General features: G+C 43.5%; 15 protein-coding genes and 1 pseudogene. 6 read left to right on the forward strand and 10 right to left on the reverse strand.

All coding sequences use genetic code 11. The features are described from left to right. Positions 1–58 precede the first annotated feature (58 nt). From AB6735_RS21265 to AB6735_RS21275, 3 genes are all read left to right on the forward strand, one after another. Complete coding sequence (locus AB6735_RS21265) at positions 59–988, forward strand: NAD(P)-dependent oxidoreductase (RefSeq protein ID WP_370998074.1); 930 nt, start codon at positions 59–61, stop codon at positions 986–988. Positions 989–1,280: 292 nt separating this feature from the next. Beyond that, a complete protein-coding gene (greA, locus tag AB6735_RS21270) occupies positions 1,281–1,754 on the forward strand; it encodes a transcription elongation factor GreA (RefSeq protein WP_370998075.1) in 474 nt (157 codons plus the stop codon). A gap of 143 nt (positions 1,755–1,897) precedes the next feature. Then, positions 1,898–2,296: an HIT family protein gene (locus AB6735_RS21275; RefSeq protein ID WP_166095551.1), complete on the forward strand. Its 399-nt coding sequence runs from the start codon at positions 1,898–1,900 to the stop codon at positions 2,294–2,296. 187 nt (positions 2,297–2,483) lie between these two features. Here the strand turns inward: AB6735_RS21275 and ruvC are convergent, their stop codons facing one another. From ruvC to AB6735_RS21295, 4 genes and pseudogenes are all read right to left on the reverse strand, one after another. Beyond that, entirely contained in the window at positions 2,484–3,062 is a 579-nt protein-coding gene (gene ruvC / locus AB6735_RS21280) for a crossover junction endodeoxyribonuclease RuvC (protein ID WP_370998076.1), read from the reverse strand. 373 nt (positions 3,063–3,435) lie between these two features. After that, positions 3,436–4,064 (reverse strand): annotated as a pseudogene (gene aat, locus AB6735_RS21285) (leucyl/phenylalanyl-tRNA--protein transferase). Between the two features lie 11 nt (positions 4,065–4,075). Continuing rightward, a complete protein-coding gene (locus tag AB6735_RS21290; RefSeq protein WP_370998077.1) occupies positions 4,076–6,022 on the reverse strand; it encodes a DUF3857 domain-containing protein in 1,947 nt (648 codons plus the stop codon). A 3-nt stretch (positions 6,023–6,025) separates the two neighbouring features. Next, positions 6,026–7,960: a DUF3857 domain-containing protein gene (locus tag AB6735_RS21295; RefSeq protein WP_370998078.1), complete on the reverse strand. Its 1,935-nt coding sequence runs from the start codon at positions 7,958–7,960 to the stop codon at positions 6,026–6,028. Between the two features lie 280 nt (positions 7,961–8,240). Between AB6735_RS21295 and hflX the strand changes: the two genes are divergently transcribed. Beyond that, the gene (gene hflX, locus AB6735_RS21300; RefSeq protein ID WP_370998079.1) at positions 8,241–9,425 is read left to right on the forward strand and encodes a GTPase HflX; all 1,185 of its coding nucleotides are present in this window, start codon (positions 8,241–8,243) and stop codon (positions 9,423–9,425) included. Positions 9,426–9,456: 31 nt separating this feature from the next. Then, positions 9,457–10,002: a hypothetical protein gene (locus AB6735_RS21305; protein WP_370998080.1), complete on the forward strand. Its 546-nt coding sequence runs from the start codon at positions 9,457–9,459 to the stop codon at positions 10,000–10,002. A 297-nt stretch (positions 10,003–10,299) separates the two neighbouring features. Here AB6735_RS21305 and AB6735_RS21310 read toward each other — a convergent pair whose 3' ends face one another. From AB6735_RS21310 to AB6735_RS21325, 4 genes are all read right to left on the reverse strand, one after another. After that, positions 10,300–11,487, reverse strand: coding sequence for a hypothetical protein (locus AB6735_RS21310; protein ID WP_370998081.1), 1,188 nt, complete (start codon positions 11,485–11,487; stop codon positions 10,300–10,302). An 80-nt stretch (positions 11,488–11,567) separates the two neighbouring features. Beyond that, the gene (locus tag AB6735_RS21315; protein ID WP_370998083.1) at positions 11,568–12,458 is read right to left on the reverse strand and encodes an alpha/beta fold hydrolase; all 891 of its coding nucleotides are present in this window, start codon (positions 12,456–12,458) and stop codon (positions 11,568–11,570) included. 230 nt (positions 12,459–12,688) lie between these two features. Beyond that, positions 12,689–13,183 carry an SRPBCC family protein gene (locus AB6735_RS21320; protein ID WP_370998084.1) on the reverse strand — a complete coding sequence of 165 codons (495 nt, stop codon included), beginning with the start codon at positions 13,181–13,183 and terminating at the stop codon, positions 12,689–12,691. 27 nt (positions 13,184–13,210) lie between these two features. Then, a complete protein-coding gene (locus AB6735_RS21325) occupies positions 13,211–13,555 on the reverse strand; it encodes an ArsR/SmtB family transcription factor (RefSeq protein ID WP_370998085.1) in 345 nt (114 codons plus the stop codon). A 231-nt stretch (positions 13,556–13,786) separates the two neighbouring features. On the opposite strand from AB6735_RS21325, the gene hemH reads away from it, so the two are divergent. Then, positions 13,787–14,806 (forward strand): ferrochelatase, encoded by a 1,020-nt coding sequence (gene hemH, locus AB6735_RS21330; protein WP_370998087.1) that lies wholly within the window; start codon positions 13,787–13,789, stop codon positions 14,804–14,806. A gap of 154 nt (positions 14,807–14,960) precedes the next feature. Here hemH and AB6735_RS21335 read toward each other — a convergent pair whose 3' ends face one another. Both AB6735_RS21335 and crtD read right to left on the reverse strand, forming a co-directional pair. Continuing rightward, positions 14,961–16,361 (reverse strand): aminopeptidase P family protein, encoded by a 1,401-nt coding sequence (locus AB6735_RS21335; protein ID WP_370998088.1) that lies wholly within the window; start codon positions 16,359–16,361, stop codon positions 14,961–14,963. A gap of 182 nt (positions 16,362–16,543) precedes the next feature. Next, entirely contained in the window at positions 16,544–18,016 is a 1,473-nt protein-coding gene (gene crtD, locus AB6735_RS21340) for a 1-hydroxycarotenoid 3,4-desaturase CrtD (protein WP_370998089.1), read from the reverse strand. Position 18,017: the final 1 nt, after the last annotated feature.

Consider the following 18,017-nt stretch of genomic DNA (forward strand, 5'->3'; position numbering starts at 1 on the left):
TAGCTGATGACTAATAATAGGAGGTTTTGTAAATTCGTCCTTTCCTAATAATTCGAAATTGAAAAATAACATTCTTATTGTCGACGATGTGCATCCCATATTTATGGAGATGGCCGTTGCCAAAGGTTACCAATGCGATTACAAACCATTGATCAAAGCCGATGAAGCTTTACAGATCATCGGCGACTATGCAGGCTTGGTGATCCGTTCCAAATTCAGGGTTGATAAACAGGTAATAGATGCCGGAACAAACCTGCGCTTTGTGGCCCGGGCCGGTGCCGGTATGGATAATATTGACGAAGCCTATGCAGCCGAAAAGGGCATCAGCCTGATTAATGCGCCCGAAGGTAACTCGGACGCGGTGGGCGAACATGCTATTGGCCTGCTGTTATCCTTAATGAATAATTTAAATAAGGGCGATGCCGAGATACGCGGCGGCAACTGGCAGCGCGAAGCCAACCGTGGTTTTGAACTTAAAGGTAAAACAGTAGGCATTATTGGCTATGGCCACATGGGGCATAGCTTTGCCCGTAAACTGTCGGGTTTCCAGGTGGAGGTAATTGCTTATGATAAGTACAAGACCGGCTTTAGCGACCGCTATGCCCGCGAAGTGAGTATGGAAGATATTGTGAAACATAGCGACGTGCTGAGCCTGCACATCCCGCTTACTTCCGAAACCAACGGACTGGTGGATGATGAATACCTGTTCCACTTTAAAAAACCTATATTTTTTATCAATACTTCGCGCGGTAAAACTGCTAAAGTGAGCGCTGTACTAAACGCCATTAAACAAGGCAAAATACTGGGCGCCGGTTTGGATGTACTGGAGGTTGAAAAATTCCCGGCCCTGGCCGAACAGGTATGGTTTGATGAGCTGCGCCAAAGCGGCAGGGTGCTACTGAGCCCTCACGTGGCCGGCTGGACATTTGACTCGTACCGGAAAATAAGTGAGGTAATGGCGGAGAAATTGGTTGCTGTGGGTTCATAGATCATGGTTGATAGTTCATAGTAAGAGGGAATATTTGTTATAACCATAGCTATCAACCAAATGCTCTGACCATGAACTATCAACTATGATCTATTAGCTAACCGGCTTCGACGGTAAATAAATTTGGATATTAAAATTTAAATAACTTATCTTCGTTAAATACAAAAGCAAGACTATGTAGGCTCGGGCCCATGTAGTCTTGTTTGTTTTTAGAGTCATTGCGTCCCTCTCAAACAAGGGGGGCGGTTTTTTTTGGGATGACAACAGAATAAACATTTAATAATTTATTGTTATGGCAGAGGTATCATACTTTACCAAAGATGGTTTAGAGAAATTAAAAGAAGAATTACAGAGATTAAAAACTACCGGGCGTGCGGATATATCAAAAGCTATAGCCGAGGCACGGGATAAAGGTGACCTTTCTGAGAATGCAGAATACGATGCGGCCAAAGAGGCGCAGGGATTGCATGAAGCTAAAATAGCGCAGATGCAGGAAACTCTGGCCAATGCGCGTTTGCTTGATGAATCCAAACTGGATGTATCAAAAGTGCTGGCTTTATCGGTTGTGAAAATCAAAAATCTTAAAAACGGAGCTACTATGAGCTACCAACTGGTATCAGAAAGTGAAGCCGATATGAAAGCCGGTAAAATATCGGTAACATCACCTATTGCAAAAGGCCTGCTGGGCAAAAAAGTTGGCGAAACCGCCGAGATCACCGTACCAGCCGGTGTTATTGAATTCGAGATACTTGAAATTAGCAGATAAGTTATTGGTGAATGGTTGATTAAGTAAGTGGTTGAATATGTTGTCTGAACCTTGACTTTTCTGATTAAGGGATTACGAGGATTTTTTTAACTGCTTAAGCTTAATTAACCATTCCAACCACTTACTTAATAAACCACTCACCAATCATGAGCATTTTTTCAAAAATAATAGCAGGGGAGATACCCGCGCATGTAGTAGCTGAAAGTAATGAGTTTTTGGCTTTTCTGGATATTAGTCCGCTGGCCGAAGGCCATGTGCTGGTAATACCCAAAAAAGAGGTTGATTATATATTTGACCTTGACGATGAAACCTATACAGGACTGCATATTTTCGCGAAAATTGTAGCGACGGCGTTGAAAAAAGCTATCCCCTGCAAAAAGGTTGGCGTAGCGGTTATCGGTTTAGAAGTTCCGCATGCGCACATCCACCTGATACCCATGAACCGGGTTGACGACATGAATTTTGCCCGTCCCAAACTCAGCTTTACACCCGAAGAACTGAGCGCCACGAAAGAAAAGATCAAAGCAGCGTTAAGGGATTGAGTTTGTTGATGTGCAGATGTGCTTTCTCCACGCGTCATTGCGAGGCACGAAGCAATCTCTATGCTGTACAGAGCGAACTTTTATGATTGACCTGCTTGTATGAGATTGCTTCGTACCTCGCAATGACGTGCGTTTTATTGTTTTTCATCTGTACACCTGCACATCCGCATATCTGAAATCCGCACATCTACTTCACTATCCTTTTCGTGTTATCTTTTACAAAAGTATCCCAGCCAGAGTATGATTTTTTGCTGCCGGCTTTGCTGCCTGTGGATATACGTTGAAAAGAATGACAAACGGCAACGGCCAGGCCGTCGGTAGCATCCAGAAAATCGGGAGTTTCGCTAAATTTCAGGAGCGTTTGCAGCATAGCGGCAACCTGTTCTTTTGTGGCGTTGCCATTACCCGTGATGGATTGTTTTATTTTGCGCGGCGCATACTCGGTGATATCGATATTGCGTGTAAGGGCAGCGGCCATGGCTACACCCTGGGCACGACCCAACTTGAGCATTACCTGTATGTTTTTGCCATAAAACGGCGCTTCAATAGCCAGACAATCGGGCTTGTAATTATCAATAAGGGCAACAGTTTTTTCGAATATACGCTGCAGCTTGAGCATGTGGTCGTCCAGCTTTTCCATTTTTACTACGCCCAGGGCCAATAGTTCTATTTTTGGTCCGGTTTCTTTAACCAGGCCGTAACCCATCACGGCGGTGCCGGGGTCGATACCTAAAATAATACGTTCTTTGGTGTTTGCTTGCTGCACGTATCAAAGGTAGTTATATTGAGGCTAAAAGCGGAAGGTGGAAAGGTATTAAATCCCCTCTCAAGAGTAATAGCCCATGAATAGGCATAAGGCGAAAATTAGGCACCTATCGACTCACCCCGACGTCGCTGCGCTCGTCACCCCTCTCTCCGCTTCGCGCATAGAGGGGATTTTAATTCTTTTTTCTTTACCCTCTTTGCGGCAAAGCCACAGAGAGGGTGGTCCAGCGAAGCGTAGACCGGATGAGTCGGCTATGCGATTTGTTTTTAACCTTGTAAGTTTAAACGCCGCCTTTTCATGGGCTATTACTCTCTCAAGAGGGAATAGCACAAGCTCTTTCACCCCTGTGAATAAAAGCAAGCGCGAGGTGGTTTTACCCTTTTAAAATCACCATATACTCTTCCCTACTGATCATGCGGGCGCCCATTGATTCCATATGGTCACTGTGCACCTGGCAATCTATCAGCTTATAAAGACCGCTCTGACATACGTGGATGAGGGCTGTTTTGGATGCATTGCTCACTTTGCTAAACATGCTTTCACCGCAAAAAACATCGCATACCTGTACGCCGTAAATACCGCCAACCAATTCTTCATTTTGCCAAACTTCAACCGACTGGGCATAACCTTCGGCGTGCAGCCGGTTATAGGCCGCTTTCATATCATCGGTGATCCAGGTACCATCCTGCCCTTCGCGCGGAACGGTTGAGCAGGCGGTGATCACAGCATCGAAACAAGTATCGGCAGTAACGCTGAACCTCCCGAGTTGAGTACCCGGCGCATCGACCGGGATATGTTGAGCTCCTGCGGGTAAAGTACAAAACGCTCATGCGGCGAATACCACAGGATAGGCGTGTCATCGCTATACCATGGGAAGATGCCATTTTGATAAGCCAGCAGCAGGCGTTGGGTGGACAGATCGCCACCTACAGCCAAAAGCCCGTCTGGTTCGGCCAGAGCGGGCTCAGGAAATACTAAACGTTTATTGAGCCTGAAGATCATCAGGCGCAAATTTAAGCTTTGCGACGAATCACCAGTTTTTTATTTTGAGCTTTGGCCACCGCATCCATATACACTTGCATTTCGGTGTATTTAGCGGCCGGTATCACCTGGTTGTTTAAGTTAAATTTAGCGGTGCTGATCACCTGGTTTTTCGTGGCATCATATTTATACTTTACCTCGTAACTGCCATAAGTAAATTTCAGGCTTTGATCCGTAGGGAGGGTCTCCATTTCGAAGCCTGCCGGCAGATCAATAGTGGTAACGCAGGTTTTAGCAACCGGGGCATTGAAATAGTAATTGGTTTTTCTTTTCTCTTCCGGAGGCAAGGTAAGATCCCAAAGCATAAAGGCCAGCGGACGATAAAATTGCTTATCGCCGGTAGCGATGTCACAAAATTTATCATACTCCATATCAATGTTTATCTCTTTGAAATCTTTGGTGTCATCGGCAGGTTTAAAGGTGAAAACAGAAGGCTGTTTGATATCCAGGTGTTTTAACAGGTACTCTTTTTGCTCGTCAGCCTTATAAGTTGGCAGTACATCAACAAACATGCTGCGATATTCGCCGCTGCTTAAAATGTTGATGTGAGCTTTGGCACCGCCATCGGCATCCAATACCAGGTGTACCTGGCCGTTAAGCTGATTATCCTGCGAGCTACTGCGGGGGGTATTTACCAGTTTGCCGCCTTCGTCTGTGATCAGCAGGGCATTGCGGTTTTCGGTAAACGGGCCCAGTTTGCCAAAAGGGGTGGTACTGCTGGTACACTCCAGCCAGGTGGTATCATTTTTAAAAGGGATACACAATATGGCATGGTTAAATGAATTACTGGGGAATGCCTGGTTGGCAGGTTCGGCATTGTAACCTGCCCTAATAATAGCGTAATTTGACGGGATGTTAACCGCTTTGAGTAAGGCTCTCATATAGTTGGAAAGCGCTTTACAATCACCATATTTTTTCTGGTCGACAAATGTTGCCGGAAAGGGTTTATAACCTCCGATGCCTAACTGGATACTCACATAACGCATGCTTTTTTGCATATAATTATACAAAAAGCGGGCTTTCTCCTTATCGGTTTTAATGGTATCGGTCATTTGTTTTATCTGGGCGATACGTTCGGGACTTAAGGAAGAAACGTCGTCATTTAAGGATTTTATCCAGTTACCGAATGATTGCCAGTTGGTAAAATCGCCGGGATAACCATAGCAATTGAAGGTATTTACCGCAAAGTTGATTTTGGGGATGACAGTCCAGCTTACAATATGTTCCTGTTTTTTGATAGCCTTGAGATTTTTAACCGTCCAGGTATAGGTGTCGAGTCCATCGGCGTTGCCTTTAACGGGATTAATATTGAAATTGCTGTTCTGGTACCTGAAACCTATGGCCGGGTTTACCGAAATCTTACAGTACTCGTTTTGTACGGCTTGTTCCATCTTCTCCTGCACATACCAGCTGTTCAGGCTAATGAAACTGCTTTCGTCCTCTTCATATTTAATTTCAATAGTTGCCGGATAGGCAGCTATAGCATGTCTTACGGCTAAATAGCGCTGATCGGTTACCATGGTTTCATCATCAGCAGCCGAGCCATCGTACATATCGCTTTTGTGATATTTTTTGATCAGCAAGCCGGCAGCGTTATAAATGTTTATTTCTATGCCGCTGTAGGAGTCGTACTTTTTGTTGTAGGGTAATATAAGTACAGCCTCATCATCGCCTTTTTCATTGAGCACGGTCACGATGCTATGCTCTTTGGTGGTCTGCCTGCCGGCTTCCTTTACTACGGTTTCACGTGCTTCATAACGGATCACCACGTTGGCGTCCTCTTTTAATGAATCGGGTATGGTTGAGGCTATATACAGATCTTTAGGAATGTTTTTATCCTGGCTGTAGCCATGATTATAGAGTGCGCATAAGGCTGCTATGGTTAATAGCAGCCTGTTATATTTTTTAGCAAACATCATTTATCAGCCTTTTTTAAGTACCACCTGCTCGTTCAGCATTTCGTACATTTTTTTACAGAATTCATGAAACTCCGGATAGTTCTCTTTGAAATACAGGGACTGTTTAAAATCAACATTCAGCCTGATCATGATGGAGCCGTCCTGCTCGGCCACTATACGCCTGAAAACAATGCTTTTATCGGGTATCATCATGTTGATGCTTTTTGGCATGGCGTCAATTTTATAACCGGCCGGCAATTTAAATATACCGGTTATGGCGTAGTTGTCGCGATAGCCAAAATCGATATCTGTAACACGGTTTTCGTTCAGAAATGGATTTGTTTTAAGATCGGTGAACAGGTTGGCGTTAAAGTATATATAATTTTCATCGGCCCCGGTAAGGTCGAGGTTAAAGTCCATTTTTTGTTGCAACGGCAGTGTGTCAACTTCCATATTCTCAAACTTAACCGATGCTATTTTCATGTTATTGTTATCATTGCGCAAAAAGTCGATGTATTTTTTTTCACCATCGGTCTTGTATTTCTTGACGCAATTAACACGGTTATAAACAAAGCTGCTGATATCGGCCGTTCCGGTCATTTTACCCTCGGGCTTTATTTCGGCGTTGATGAGCACTACCTGTCTAACGGGGTCTTTATCATCTAAAAAGGCGAGATCATAAACCTTATCATCCTTATTGATGTATAAACCAAACGAGTTTAAATAATTGTTAGGTACCTGGTTGTAAATATTGTATTTGCTGGTAGCGTCAAGCACATAATATTTGTTACTATCTACCGGAATGTACGCTACCGAAGTATTAAACTGGTAATAGCTTGGATAAGCCGGATTAACGCGACCATTGCTGCGGGTACTCACGAGCATAGGATATACTTTAACCCCCGATTTTTTGAGCAAATGGGTGAGGATAAGGTTAATTTCGGTTGAGTTACCTATCTTTTTATCCCAGGCTTTTACAGTACCATCATTGGTGTAACGGGCATAGGAGTCGTTCCATTTTACCGTACTTTTAACCTCGTTAAATAAGTAGGCGATTTTATCATCATCGGTTTTGAGACTTTTGGCTTTGGCAATAATCGCTTCTTCGCCGGCAAGTTTACGGTTTATCTGGCCGCCAAAATCTTCGTCGTCTGCTTTATTCTCTCCAACTTTTTTCCAGGAATCCTGATACGTTTGTGTAAAGCCATAGGTTGGTTTTATACTTAATAACTGAAACAGGATACGCTCCGAATTATCATTACGGGAACCCATAAAAGGCTCGTCTTTTAGTGATGGGATGTTAGCCAGTGCCTGGATATGAGCATTGCTTGAATTAGTTTTGTTAACTACGTAAGGAGAATGTACGTTTACCAATTGTTTATAATATAAAACATCGGGTACGTTGGTGCTTAGCTCACTATAGCGGGTTGGCAGGTCGCTCTGAAAATACCAATCCGGGAAATCAGCGATGGAAGCAGATGTTAAGCGGTACTTGTACTCCAGAATAGAACCCGGCTTTACGCTTGGAAAAGAAAACACCATGGCCGAGCGGTATTTGTCTATCACTTCGGTAAATATTTGCTTTTTATCAACTTTTATAATTTCAGGAGTGCCGTTGCTTGAGTTGATAGTTTGCGCCTGTAAACCGGAAATATATTCAACACGGTTGGCACTATAATATTCTAAACGGATGTTAGCTTCCGACTTCCCATTATCGTTAAATACTTTAATGCGCTTGTGTCTTTCGGTCACAATATTATAGGTTTGGTCAAAGTAAACCTCCGCTTTATCAAAAAGGATCTCGGCATTGGCGTCTTTTTCAAAATCGCAGGCTTTAAGTTCCAGATCAGCTTTGTCAACTTTGCCAAATGCCTGTGTGGTGGGTACTGGCGCGGGTGTTTGCGCTTTGGCAGCAACTGCCATACACCCTAAAAGGAATAGGGTAAAAATCTTGTTCATGTGATTGTGATAAGGTTTAATCTCTAATTACAAATTGAATGCGAAAGTAATATAAGAATTTTATAAAAATAAAAACAATTTAATCAAATAATTGTATGTGCTGCTTTTTGATAAGCCAGACCGGCTCTGAGTTGTAATTATTTGAAATGCTGGCGCGTATAGTAAATATGAATAGTAATTTATATATTACTTTACTGTAATTTTGGCATCAGTAAAGCAAGGCTTATGCCTGAATATATGCCATTATTAAACTGGCATTTAGATTGATATACTGTAATTAATGAAACAAAAATTTTATGACACTGCTGTGAAGCAGGAAAAAGCTGTTCTGGTAGGTGTAATGACCCCGCATGTAACTGATGAACAGGAAAAAGAGTATTTAGAGGAATTGGAATTTTTGGTGGCTACCGCCGGTGGCGAAACAATAACAAGTTTTACCCAAAAACTGCAACGCCCGGACAGGGCCACTTTTGTAGGCTCTGGTAAGCTGGAAGATATTAAAGCCTTTGTTATAGAAGAAGAGATCGATATGGTAGTTTTTGACGACGAGCTGTCGCCATCGCAACTGCGTAATATTGAAAACGAACTACAGGTAAAGATACTTGACCGCAACAACCTGATACTGGATATTTTTGCCAACCGGGCACAAACTGCCCAGGCTAAAACCCAGGTGGAGCTGGCCCAGCTGCAATATCTATTACCCCGCCTTACCCGTTTATGGACGCACTTAGAGCGCCAGAAGGGTGGTATTGGTATGCGTGGTCCGGGTGAATCGCAGATTGAAACGGACAGGCGTTTGATCCTGAATAAAATATCACTGCTGAAAGAAAAGCTGAAGCAAATAGATAAGCAGAACGAAACACAGCGCAAAAACCGTAACCAGATGGTACGTGCGGCTTTGGTGGGTTATACCAACGTAGGTAAATCAACCATCATGAACATGATATCCAAATCGGATGTATTTGCCGAGAATAAGCTGTTTGCTACGCTGGATACTACCGTGCGGAAAGTGGTGATCGAGAATGTTCCTTTCCTGTTATCAGATACGGTTGGGTTTATCCGTAAGCTGCCTCACCATTTGGTAGAGTGCTTTAAGTCGACCCTTGACGAGGTGCGCGAAGCCGACATCCTGGTACATGTAGTGGATGTATCGCATCCCAATTTTGAGGACCAGATACGCACCGTAAACGAAACCCTGAAAGATATTGGCGCCATTGATAAAAAGATGATCACAGTGTTTAACAAAATAGATGCCTTTAAACCCGAAGAGCATCAGTTGGAGCCGCAAACGGAACCTCTTACTTTGGATGATTTTAAACATAGCTGGATGGCCAAGAATAACAGCCCGGCGATATTTATATCGGCTACCAAAAAGGAAAATGTTGACGAGTTCAGGGATCTGTTGTATGAAGAAGTGAAAGCCATCCATACGGAAAGATATCCGTATGATCAGTTACTTTATTGAGCCTGAATTACGAATATTTTAGAAGATAACTATGAATAAAGCTTTTACATCAGCCATATTAACCTTTATAATAGTGCTGATGTATACCACTGTTCATGCGCAGGCACATAGTGGAATAGGCCTTGGTTTGGGTGGCAATATACCATTTGCATCAGGTTATAGCCTCGGAGTTGATGTCAGTGTTCAGGGTAATATACGCCTTAGCCATGCTTTTGCGCTGGTACCTGTAATAGGTGTTAAGCAGATAAAAGGCGATAACGCGATTATTCATGAGGGCCCTCAGGGTTATAGTACCTATACCCGGGGCGATCTGGGGGGAGTTAGCCTTGCATTTAGCGGCAAATACTATTTTGATAAACAATGGTTTGCGAGTGCCGGAATTGTAGGAATTATTAATGCCGATAGGTCCAGCAGTGGAGGTACGCTTGCTCTTGGGTATCAGGTACCGCTTGATAACCAAAACAATGTAGAGTTTAATCTGAGTGGCAGCGTTTTGAAGTGGAGCAGGACGAGCGGTAGTAATACCGTACCTGTGGCCGGTTTAAGAGTAGCTTATAATTTCAGTTTCAGAAAATAGTTGCTTTACCAGCCTACGAGGAGTTTTTGTATAAAAACTGAAGTCATGCCGAATTTATTAGTAGGTTGTACGCATGATGATCACCCATCCTGTGGGATCCTGAAACAAGTTGCCCAAAACGTATCCTCCTGATGTCATTGGAGGAACGACGAAGCAATCTCATCGCGTTCAATATGCAAGCGAGGAGATTGCCGCGCTTCGCTCGCAATGACATAGTTATTATATATAATTCAGTTCGTACCTTGTAACACGTCATTTCAGCTTCAGAGTCCCCGCATTTTAATTTACAGTTTTCTCTTAGGAGCTTTCCCGATATTTTAAATTTGTTAATTTATTGGGTTTCAGATAGAGGTAATCGTTTTTGAAGTCCATTATCATATTAAATCGCTTCAAAACATCATCGCCTAAATAATTGATCATAAAGCCTACCGGGTTTTTGCCGCCTAAAATAAGGGTAGGGATATTGGTCAGTTCAAAACCATTGATCGTTAATGCAGGAGCAAGCACTATTTTAGTTTCATATCCCACTCCTCTCGGGTCATGAATTACGGATGATTTGAGCAGCTTTAAATTCCTGGGGAAATTTTGCTGGCTTACCCATGTACTATCTAAAACTGCCGCCTGTTCTGAGCCTGTATCGAATAAAAAGCTGCCGGTATATTTTTTATTTTCTATTTCAAAAGTCCCTTTGGCGGTAACAAAAGAACGGATGATCTCCAGCTTTGACCGCACATAACCTTTGGGAATTTTTAAAGGCTTGGAATGGATGATCAACAGGTTTTGATCATAGTTGATCTCCAAAGTTTTGCCCTCAAACAGGTTCCAGCCAAAACGCCCGTCCATTTCGTACGCGGTTAATCCTGTAGCCACTATTTCTGGATCGGTCCAAACGGATTTCCCCATTTGTAATTTAAAAACCTTGCTTAAATTGTTATAATTGGGCTTTGTTCTACCGGCTAAAGCATCAGGTTGGTTGGATAGCAACCTTGTCTTTTTGAGGATAGCATCCCTGGTTAACCTAAAATCCCAGGAACCGCTATCAAAATCAAGGTTTAAAGTATCGGTATTGTTAATGATGGTTTTTACACAGATGGCATTATTGGCAGTTAACGTAAACGGGATAGTATCATGTGTGGCAATATTATTTTGTGATTTATCTTCGGGTGGTATAGCGCTTGCAATTTGCGTATAGCAGGAATCTTTACCATTTAACAATACCACAAAATTAAACTTAGTCCCTGGCTTTACTTTTACCCTGATGGAGTCGATGTCGGTATAAAAAGTAACCCATTTGGCTTTTCTTGATCTTTCGGCAGTAAACACATCCGGCCTGATCTTTGGCGAAAGTGTCCAGGCATTTTTATCAAGATACCCTCCGTCATTAATGGCTACGCTTTTTGAGGCGGCTTTAATAACCGGTAGTTTTGATTGCGCAAGCCCTGCCTGGATCCATAGGCAAAGGATAAAGAAAAGAAGGTGTTTCATTTTTAGGGATTGAGTTTTTCTACACCCCAACAAGATACATTATTCTGCTCTCACAGAAGCAGAACCCAATCAAAAGTTCACTATTCTCGGGTTTTAATATCTACAATTGCTTTATCTAAAAGAGCATTAAACTCCTGTGGTTTTTCGATCATTGGAAAATGCCCTGTGGCGTGAATGTATAGTAATTTAAAGGGGATCTTATTGGCTGCTAAATGAGTGGTGTCGGTAGGTTCCACATCGCTGTTGATGAGGTATAACTTCATTTTCGCTGCTTTCAGCCCGGCTATTTCGTTAAAGTCGTTATTGTCTTCCATGCAGGCGGCAGCAATTGCAGTATCAACGTGGGCAATATCGTTAAGCACTCTTTTTTTGACTGCCGCGGTAGTTGTGGTATAAAAGAGAGACTGATTGAAGTATTCAAAAGCTATTTGTTTGAAGTGATGCTTCAGTGAATCTATGGCAGCGGCGTATTCTTTTTTTGCTTGTGCGGTTTGCACCTGGTTCTTTCCAACATTTTTAAAAATGTCGACCACCACCAGGCCAATTACCTGTTGAGGATTAGCAACGGCAGCCTGTAATACCACATCGCCTGACATGGAATGACCCACCAGGATCACTTTTTTTAAATCCAGCTGTTTAATCACCGAATCTACATCCCTGCTAAATGCCATGGTATTCCATTGGTTACGGTTCTTGCCCGACTCACCAAAGCCGGGCAGGTCAATAGCTATTACCCGGTATTTTTTGCCGAAGTAAGTCGCCTGATCGGCCCAGTACGATTTGTTGATGCACCAGCCATGCACAAAAAGTAAAGTGGTATCACTTTTACCGGTATCGGTGTAAGCTATATTGATGCCATTATTGTGGATGGCGATTTTAGCATTTGACCTGGTATTTTTAGATGGGCTATTGCAGGATAACAGAATTCCTGATAAAACAATCCCCGTTAACAGGTAGAACAATGGCTTCATGATAGGTGTTTGATTAATCACTGCAACATACCATTGTTTTTACTGATAAGGCAATAATAATGAAGGATTTAACTTTATTTAACAGATGTGTGTTATCTATGACGAGTCGCCAACATGTCATTGCGAGGAGGAACGACGAAGCAATCGCGAACAATGTAAGGCGGCCTACATTCTGCGAGATTGCCACGCTGCGCTCGCAATGACGTATTCCTTATGAGAGTTTACTTTAATCAGACGGTAACAGTTGCGAGTAACTCTTCCAGACGTGCGTGCGAGTCAAGAACTCCCTGCTCCATGCCCGATTGCAGCATACCGTCGCGATCTGCAACGGATTGGAACACGGATTGTGTAACTATCCTTGTCCGGTTATTGGGTAAAGCTTCAAATTTTGTAGTTTCCAATGCTACATGGCCTGCTTCCGGTAATCCTTCAAACTCAAATGTTTGAATGATACGTTCGGGGGCAGTACTTTCATGGCAAACCCCATGGAAACCATACTCATTTCCGGCCGGGTCGGTATGAATGTATCGGTAGGAACCGCCGGCCCTGGCTTCAAACTTTTCTATTCGCATAGTGAGGTTGCACTGGCCGCCCAGCCATTGTAACAGTAATTCGGGGTCGGTATATGCTTTAAAAACGAGCTCGCGTGGAGCATCAAATTCCCGGGTGATGAAAATTTCCTGTTTGCCGGGTACGGCGGTGATGGTTGTTTTATTCTTTTCCATTTTTTTAATTTTTTAATTGGTGTCTGTTTATTTTTTATTAGTTGATCCATTTTCCTTTTGCAAACGCGCCAGCAGATCATCCATTTTAGTAAAGCGTTCTTCCCAGCTTTTGCGGTACGGTTCTATCCATTGAGCCACCTCATTAAGCTGTTCCAATTTGGCTTCGCAATACCGTTCCCGGCCGGATTTTTTAATATCGATCAACCCGCATTCAATCAATATCTTGATATGCTGCGATATGGCCGGCCTGCTCACCTCAAAATTGTCGGCAATGGCATTAAGATTGAGTGGTTGCTGTGCGATCAGATTAATGATCTGCCTGCGGGTAGGGTCGGCTATGGCCTGGAATACGTCTCTTCTGGTGCTTGTCATAATGTGTAAGCGTTTGCTTACACAAATGTATATGTAAGTATTTGCTTACGCAAATTTATTTTACAAAATTTTTTATGGAGAAGAGAAAGATAAAGCCAGGGATGTTTTATACGGGAAGAGTGGAGATAAAGCAATAACACGCGGCGTAAAGGCCCAATCATTCATTTGTAAATTGTTACTCCTTTAAGGGATTGGGGACAATAATTTTATACTTTTGCGGCTGAAATAGTTATGGGTAAAAAAGCAGTTTTATTAGTGAATTTAGGTACGCCCGATAGCCCTTCGACGGCAGATGTGCGTACTTACCTGAATGAGTTTTTGATGGATCCGAGGGTAATTGATATTAACCCCATATCGCGCACCCTTTTAGTACGTGGATTAATAGTTCCATTCAGGGCACCAAAATCGGCCAAATTATACCAGGCCATCTGGGACAAAGAGACCGGATCTCCATTAATGCATTATAGCCTGCTGCAACAAAAAGCCCTGCAACAACGCCTGGGCGATGAGTACATTGTGGAACTGGCCATGCGTTATCAAAACCCTTCTATTGAATCGGCGCTGAACAGGCTAAAGGCGGCTTTGGTTGATGACATACAGGTGATCGCCTTGTTTCCGCAATATGCATCAGCCAGTACCGGTTCTGTTTATGATAAAGTGATGGGGCTTCTGACTCAGTGGGGCACCAAGCCCAATATCTCTTTCGTAAATTCTTTTCATGACAACGAAGGTATGATAGCCACCTTTGCCGATAACGCTCAAAAATACAACCCCGAGAGCTATGACCATATACTATTCAGCTTTCATGGTTTGCCGCAAAGGCAGCTGATCAAGGCCGATCATACCCAACAGCATTGCTTAAAAGTTAATGACTGCTGCGCAACACTCACCGATATTAATAAAAACTGCTACTCGGCACAATCTCACCATACGGCAAAGCTAATTGCCGAAAAGCTCAGTATCCCTAAAGATAAATACACCATTTGCTTTCAATCGCGCCTGGGTAATGATCCATGGGTGCAGCCTTATACCAGTGAGATCGTAGCGAAGCTGGCTAAAGAAGGCAAGAAAAGCCTACTGGTATTTTGCCCCGCTTTTGTGGCCGACTGCCTGGAAACTGTTTATGAAGTTACTACGGAGTACGGCGACGAGTTTAAAGCTCTTGGCGGCGAGAAAGTTCAACTGGTAGAAAGTTTGAACGACTCACCAATATGGATAGATGCTTTGGAAAAAATGGTGAGGGAAAATTAAGAACAATATTTAACCATTACGTCATTGCGAGCGTAGCGTGGCAATCCCCAATAAGAAAAGCCGCTCTGTATAGTTAGGGATTGCCACGCTACGCTCGCAATGACGCATTTTTATAAGCTTGCAATGTCGTTGCGTAGGTATATTGGTTAAACTACTACCCCCTCAATCCTTCAATCTCCTTCAACGTCTTCGGTAAATACTTACCCAGTAAATGACTGCCGGTATCGGTTATTAAAAAATTGTCTTCAATACGGATACCGCCAAAATCACGGTAGGTGTTCAGTACATCGTAATTGATAAAATCCGCATATTTGTTTTCGGCCTTCCAGCGGTCAATCAGTTCAGGGATGATGTAAATACCCGGTTCTACAGTCAGTACATAACCGGCCTCTAATTCACGCCCAAGTCGTAAGGATTTTAATCCGAACACGGTTTCTTTTTTCAGTGTATCGGTATAACCCACGTATGGTTCGCCCAAATCTTCCATGTCATGCGTATCCATGCCCAGCATATGACCCAGGCCACATTGAAAAAACATGGTATGCGCGCCGGCGGCAACGGCTTCGGCCGCATCGCCTTTCATGAGGTTAACCTGTTTTAGTCCTTCAACCAGTTTTTGGCAGGCCGCCAGGTGGATATCTTTATAACGTGTGCCCGGTTTTAGCAAACTGATAGCGTGGTTCATCGAATTAAGAACCACTTCATACAGTTCTTTTTGCTTATTGGTAAAGCTGCGTCCAACCGGGAAAGTGCGCGTAAGATCGCCGCCATAATGCATATCATTTTCGGCGCCTATATCGCTTAATACCATGTTACCATCCTGCAGGGTGTTGCCATAATAATGGGTATGCAGCGTTTGGCCGTGTGTGGTAATAATAGCCGGATAACCCAGGCGACCGTTGGCTGCCGCTACTACTTCATTGGCCTTGGCAACCAGTTCATATTCCTTAATACCGGGACGGGTAGCTTTAATAACGGCCAGCTGCATATCCACACTGATAGAAACCGCCTTTTCCATTTCCTGGATCTCCAGCGGCGTTTTGATTACCCGCTGCGCTATCACTGCTTTAATGAGCTTAACCGATACATGGTCCTGTATATCCTCCAGGCTCACATTAAACCAGGCGGCCAGTTTCATACGGTTTTCGGGGCGATAGGGCGGTAAAATATGCACCTTTCTGCCGGCTATCAGCGCCTTATGTACATAATGCAGTACCTGGTCAGATGGCTTTGTTTGGGTAACGCCAACCAGCGCTGCCATTTCATGTACGGTAGGCAGGGTACCTGTCCAGATGATATCGTCAATAGTGAGTTCGTTGCCGAAAATTACTTCTTCGCCGGTATCGGTGTCAATTATGGCGGTCAGGTTTTGCACGTCGAGGCCGAAGTAGTAAAGAAAGGTACTGTCCTGACGAAATGGGTAGCAATTGTCCTTATAGTTCATGCTGCTATCCTCGTTGCCCAATAACAGGATAATACCATCTGATGCGATATTTTGCTTTAATACATTTCTTCTGTCGGTATAAACTTGTTTGTCAAAAAGCTGAAGTTTCATAGGTTGTTATATTGAAAGGGTAAAGATAAAGGCTTTTTGTGTTATCAGGAAGCCTCACCTAAATCCTCTCCAAAGGAGAGGGTAGGGTGAGGCTTCTGCTACATTCCGAGGCAATTTACGAGCAAGCAATAACCCTGCCGCTCCCTTCGAGCGCCTGCAAAGGGCAATCACTAAATCAATAATTAATTAATCCAGTCACTCACAATTTTTGCCGAAAGCAGGCAAAGCGGAATACCGCCGCCCGGATGTACACTGCCGCCACAAAAATACAGGTTTTTAATAGCCGGCGACCGGTTGGCATGCCGTAAAAATGCCGCGAACTGACTGTTGGAGCTGGTGCCATACAATGAACCCTGGTATGATGATGTTTGGCTTTCAATACCACGCGGATCAAGAATGTTTTCTGAGAGGATCAAACCACTGATATCCTGACCCAGGATGCGGCTAAGTTTAGTTAATATGTTTTGGCGGGCGGTGTTGATCAGGCTGTCCCAGTCCTGCCCGGTATTGGCGGGCACATTGATCATGGTGAACCAGTTTTCGCAATCCTTTGGCGCATCATCCGGTTTGCATTTGGAGCTGATGTTGAGGTATACGGTTGGATCGTGGTAAATATCTTTTTGTAGCCAAATATGATCAAACTCGGCTTTATAATCGGCACTGAAGAAAATGTTATGCAGGTTTAGCTGCACGAACTGTTTTTTAATTCCCCAATAAAATATAAGGGCCGAGCTGCTGCGTTCCTGCCTCAGGATCTTTTTGGGGAACAGATGCGGATATTGCTTTAACAGCCCGTGGTAAGTGAACCAGATATCCATATTGGATACGATGATGTCGGCAGATATCAGCTTATTATTTACTTTAATGGCTTTCGCGCTTTTCTTTTCTAAAATGATCTCATTCACAGGCGCGTTATAATGAAATATCACACCCAATGACTCTGCCAGTTTTACCAGGCTGCTCACGATGCTGTACATGCCGCCCACAGGGAAATAAGCGCCGTAATGCTGCTCCAGATGTGGGATCACATTCAACGTAGCCGGTGCGGTGTATGGGTTTGATCCGTTGTAAGTAGCGTATCGGTCGTAAAATTGAGTAAGGCGTTTATCCTTAAAAAAACCTTGATTGGCCTTGTGCATAGTGCGGAAAGCATCTATCTGCGGAAACTTAAAAACAGAGTGTACCGTATCTCCATGTAAATAAGCTTTTAAGCGATGTAAGGACCGCTCTAGGAAAACGTGATTGGTAATGCTGTAGATATTGGCGCTGTTTTTAAGATACTTTTTGAGGGAAGCCGTTGGTTCGCCCGTTTGTTGATTTATCTCAGCAGCAAATTGTTCTTGATCGGCATAAGCATTCAGGATAGTACCATCTTCATAAAAGTACCGGCAAACCACATCCAGTTTTTGGTAATTGAAAAAATCGACAGGGTTTTTACCGGCAAGGGTAAACAGTTCATCTACATACTGCGGCATGGTGAACAGACTGGGACCGGCATCAAATCTAAAATCATCCTGCTCAAACTCAGATAACTTCCCGCCCGGATAATTATTAGCCTCAAAGACCTCAACATGGTGACCTTTTACCGCCAAACGGATAGCCGTGGCAATACCGGCGATACCGGCACCAATGATCAATGCGTTTTTTACAGGCATG

It is taken from the genome of Mucilaginibacter sp. RCC_168, from assembly GCF_041355315.1.
Classification (GTDB): domain Bacteria; phylum Bacteroidota; class Bacteroidia; order Sphingobacteriales; family Sphingobacteriaceae; genus Mucilaginibacter.